Below are 1,282 nucleotides of genomic sequence, written 5' to 3'. Positions count from 1 at the left end.
AGATCCGGCCGTCCGTTTGTCGGCGTGACGGGCCCTTCGACCAATCGACCCACCATCCACCCTCGAAACCCACCTTCGAACGACTCGATCCACTCGACGACGGGAGACGTCATGGCAGGCTTTCTGGACCGTGCCAAGGAGCAGGCGCAGCGCGGCCTTGTGCAGGGCAAGCAGAAGCTCGACGAAGTGCAGACCCAGCGGGCCGGCAGTGATCTGCTGAAGAAACTGGGCGCGGCGTACTACGCGGAGCGGCGCGGCAGCGGCTCCCCGGCCGCCACACAGCAGGCCGTCCAGGCGCTGGAGGCCCACATCGCCACGCACGGCGACGGCGTCCTGCGCTCCTGAGTCGGGGGGCGGGCTCTCACGGCGCCACCCTCGGCTCACCGTACAACTGCTCGACCCATCCTCCGGACGACTGTCGTCAGCGGTCCGACCATCTTCCCGGCACAAGCCCCGACACCCCAGTACCACCCCCGACACCCCGACAGCCGCCTGACCGGATCGGCTCGCTCACCATGCGAACGGCGGGTCGCGGCCGTCGGGTTGGGGGTACAAGCTGCGGTACGAGGCGGCCGCGACAGGTGGCCGTTGCCCAGTGTGAAGGAGCCGGTCATGGCCCCACCCATGTCCGCGAGCAGGTTTCTCACCATCCTCAGGGACGAGGGCGTCACGGTCGTCGAGGTCGGTGACTGGGAGCACCACAACCGCAACCACAAGGGTCCATGGGGTCCGGTCCACGGCGTGATGATCCACCACACGGTGACGTCGGGCAGCGGGAGAACCGTGGAGATCTGCCGCGACGGCTACGCGGGCCTGCCCGGCCCGCTGTGCCATGGCGTCATCACCAAGGACGGCCGTGTCCACCTCGTCGGCTACGGCCGCTCCAACCACGCAGGGCTGGGCGATGACGACGTCCTGCGGGCGGTGATCGCCGAGAAGACCCTCCCACCGGACAACGAGGCGAACACGGACGGCAACCGCCACTTCTACGGCTTCGAGTGCGAGAACCTCGGCGACGGCGAGGATCCCTGGCCTGAGGCCCAGTTGGACGCCATCGAGCGTGTCTCCGCGGCGGTCTGCCGCCACCACGGCTGGACGGCCCGCTCGGTGATCGGCCACCTGGAGTGGCAGCCGGGCAAGGTGGACCCCCGCGGCTTCACGATGGCGTCGATGAGGGAGCGCATCCACGAGCGGCTGAAGTGACACGCGTCTTCGACTGATAGCGGGGCGGTGCCGACCACCGCCCCACCCCATCCCGCCGGTTGACCCAACCCGCCGGTAC

2 protein-coding genes are annotated in these 1,282 nt (G+C 69.2%); both read left to right on the top strand.

Annotation, left to right across the window (positions count from 1 at the left end; translation table 11 throughout):
- Window positions 1-111: 111 nt before the first annotated feature.
- Entirely contained in the window at window positions 112-345 is a 234-nt protein-coding gene (locus FNH08_RS50200; RefSeq protein ID WP_152778699.1) for a hypothetical protein, read from the top strand.
- 267 nt (window positions 346-612) lie between these two features.
- Window positions 613-1,203 (top strand): N-acetylmuramoyl-L-alanine amidase, encoded by a 591-nt coding sequence (locus FNH08_RS50195; RefSeq protein ID WP_152778697.1) that lies wholly within the window; start codon window positions 613-615, stop codon window positions 1,201-1,203.
- Window positions 1,204-1,282: the final 79 nt, after the last annotated feature.

This window comes from Streptomyces spongiae (assembly GCF_009377185.1).
Classification (GTDB): Bacteria; Actinomycetota; Actinomycetes; order Streptomycetales; family Streptomycetaceae; genus Streptomyces; species Streptomyces spongiae.
The sequence above is the reverse complement of the archived record's forward strand: the minus strand, read 5'-3'. Positions and strand labels throughout refer to the sequence as shown.

Bases quoted from the DNA above. Each gene is read 5' to 3' on its own strand.
- FNH08_RS50200 (WP_152778699.1), top strand. From the start codon at position 112: ATGGCAGGCTTTCTGGACCGTGCCAAGGAGCAGGCGCAGCGCGGCCTT.
- FNH08_RS50195 (WP_152778697.1), top strand. From the start codon at position 613: ATGGCCCCACCCATGTCCGCGAGCAGGTTTCTCACCATCCTCAGGGAC.